This window comes from Deinococcus sp. (assembly GCF_025362455.1).
In the GTDB taxonomy this organism is placed as follows: Bacteria; Deinococcota; Deinococci; order Deinococcales; family Deinococcaceae; genus Deinococcus.
Genome location: NZ_JANYGJ010000159.1, coordinates 1 through 2,954 on the forward strand (window position 1 = coordinate 1; position 2,954 = coordinate 2,954).

Here is a 2,954-nt window from a genome sequence, read left to right on the forward strand (position 1 = left end):
CTGCTCTCCCCAGCGCTCGCTGAACTTGCCTGCCGAGGCGTTGACCACCTTGGCACCTTCGGGCACCAGGCTGACCAGGGCGCCCTCGAAGGCCGCCGTGCCGCTGCCGGTGACGATGACGGCCTCGTAGGGGTCGCCCAGGAGTGCGCTGAGCTGGCCGCGCACGGTCATGAACTTCGCTCTGGCTTCGGGGCTGCGGTGGTGCATCTGTGGCTGAGCCAGCGCCAGCAGCGTTTCGGGCGAGACTTCCACCGGGCCGGGGGCGATCAGGCGGCGGCGGTTGAGCGGAACGTGGGGGGCATTGGACATGGATGTATTGTGCCGCGTTTGGAGCGATGATGTGACGGGGGTTGCCAGTAAAAACAGGCCGCACCCGGGTGGGGGATGCGGCCTGTGGAACGCGGTGCGGCCTGAGCTGAAGCCGGTAGGTTTGAATACTGGCTTGCGTTACAGTAGCAGGTTTGGGCGCCGTGTTGCTGAGAGGTCAGTGGCCAGGTGCCTGGACTTGGATAACTGGTGTGACGACGACGGGGGCGGGAGGCGCGATGACGCGGTAAGGGTCGCCGGGGACTATGTTGGTGCCGGTTACAGGCGGTGCGTAGACGAAGCAGCCAAACCTACTATTGCCACAGGAGGAACCCGCCTGCGCCGGAAGCAGACTCGACACGCAGATAAGGCTCAAGCTCAGGAGACACTTCACTTTTCTGTTCATATTTTCCTCCACTCCCGGTTATACAGGACTATCGTAGGTCTGACATTAGGCTAAGTTCTCAGCGTGATACAGGCGTGACATACATCAAGTCATCTGCTGGGTGTCTGCTAAACCTGACATGTAAGTGTCAACCACTTTTTTCACTGCGAGCCACTCTGGCTTTCCCTCTCCGAAAATTCGGTTTTCATCGGTGAGCACGTTGCTCATCAAAGCATCTCTTGCTTTCTCAAATTCACCCAATGAGACATACGACTCAGCAATTCCAATCCTTGTCTTGACAATCTGCTCGTCGCTTCCAACTCCATGTGCAATCTTATCAGATTCAATAAAGTAGTGAAGAGACTCGCGACTCTCGCCTCTGAGAAGTGCAAATTGAGCCTTAATGTAGCTTTTCCACCAAAGCATTCTATTATCCGATGTAAACTTTAGATCGTCAACTATTTTGATGTACTGCATTACAAAATTAACATCTTTCGTATAAATCGCGTGATCCAATAGGTTGAATAGGGCAAGCTGCTCACTTTTAACGTCATCCAAATCTCGCGCCAGCTCCAGCGCCAGCAACCCAAATGCCCGCGCTTCTTCATTCTCTCCGGACCTGTAAGCCAGATCGAAACTGTTAAACAGCGATCTCAACTGCCCCGCCCTACTCCCCGCCCGCTCAAAACCCTGCCGTGCCAGCTCCGCATGATGCCGGGCCATTTCCAGATCACCGGTTTCCAGGGCGCTCGCCGTCAGCGAATGGTTCAACCGCCCGAACAGCTCCGGCATTCCGGCCAGAGTCACGCCGTCCAATGTCAACCCCAGCTTCAACTGCGCCTGGGCGTCGGCGTGGCGGCCCAGGTACACGCAGGCGTTGCCGCATTCCAGCAGGGCACGGGCGTGCTGCTCCGGCGTGATGTTGGGGTCGGGGAGCACCACCTCGCCCAGTTCCAGCACCTCATGGTAACGGCCTCCCTGGAACAGCCATTCGAGCCGGGCCAGCCGCGCTTCGGTCCACCAGCTCGCCTCGCCCTCGCGGTAGGCCAGGGCTTCCAGGCGTTCGACCTCGGTTTTCCAGCCGCTGCGGTCATCGACGGTGCGCCACCACAGCAACCGGCGGCGGTGGACAGCCAGCCGGATTTCCGGTTCCAGGCGACCCTCCAGGGCGCGTTGCGAATGCGCCAGCGCCTGCGGGTAGGCGTAGACGCGCTCGGCGGCGCGGGCGGCCCGCCACCACCAGTCGGAAGCGTCCTCGCCAGCGGCCTCCAGATGCTGCGCCACGCTCTCCAGCGGGCCACCGGACTTTTCCAGCACGGCGGCCATGTGCCGGTGTAGCAGGCCAGCGCGTGCCGGACTCAGCGACGAGAGAATGGCCCGGCGAATCAGGTCGTGGGCGAACTTGAAGTTGCCGCCCGCGTCTTCGAGCATCCCGGCCAGTACGGCGCCTTCCAGCACTTCCAGGCAGGCCCATTCGTCCAGCGCCGTGGTCCCGGCCAGTTCGCGCACCGAGAAGGAGCCGCTGGACACGCTGGCGGCCTCCAGCACCCGGCGGGCCTCGGCGCCCAGGCGCTCCAGGCGCTGCAAGATCAGGGCACGCACCGGGGCCGCCTCGCTCTCGGCGGGAATCGAGAGCGGCCCGGCGCCCTGGGTGTCACGCAGCAGTCTCAGCGTTTCGCGTACAGCCAGCGGGTTTCCGGCGGTGGCGTCCTGCAACCAGGCCACAAAGGCGGGGTCAGGCGCGGCCTCAGTCAACTCAGCCGTTAGGTGGGCCAGGTCAGCGCCCAGCAATGGCGTGAGGGTCAGGCGCAGCGTGTCCGGGCCGAACAGTTTGCTGGCCAGGGCATTGTGTGATAGCTCCAGGGGCCGGGCGGTGGCGACCACCCAGGTGCCGACCTGGCGGCAGCGTTCCAGCACGGCGGGCAGCACCTCGCAGGTGGCACTGTCGAACCAGTGCAGATCGTCGAGCAGTAAAATACCGTCGCTGCCCAGCCGGTCCTCGATGATGCGGGCCACCGCCCGCTGAAATCCGGCTTTGAGCGCCGGATCAGGCGACAGCTTTTTGCCGGGCAACATTGGAAACAGCTCGCTGCGCTCGGTGTCGCTCAGGCCCGGCAGGTGACGTTCCAGGGCGGCGGTGGCGGGCGAAAAGGGGATGTTCAGGGCCGCCTCGTAGCCGGTCAGGGTCAGCACCTTGACGTTGCCGCAGGCGGCGCGGGCCAGCGTGCTCTTGCCGATGCCCGGCTCGCCCAGCAGCAGCACC

At 62.9% G+C, this 2,954-nt stretch carries 1 protein-coding gene and 1 pseudogene; both read right to left on the reverse strand.

The genetic code is table 11. From position 1 onward, the window contains the following. A pseudogene (locus Q0R23_RS12230) lies at nt 1–309 on the reverse strand (aminotransferase V); the annotation flags it as partial. Between the two features lie 487 nt (nt 310–796). Then, on the reverse strand, nt 797–2,954 hold a 2,158-nt coding region (locus Q0R23_RS12235; protein WP_293913416.1), incomplete at its 5' end, for an AAA family ATPase.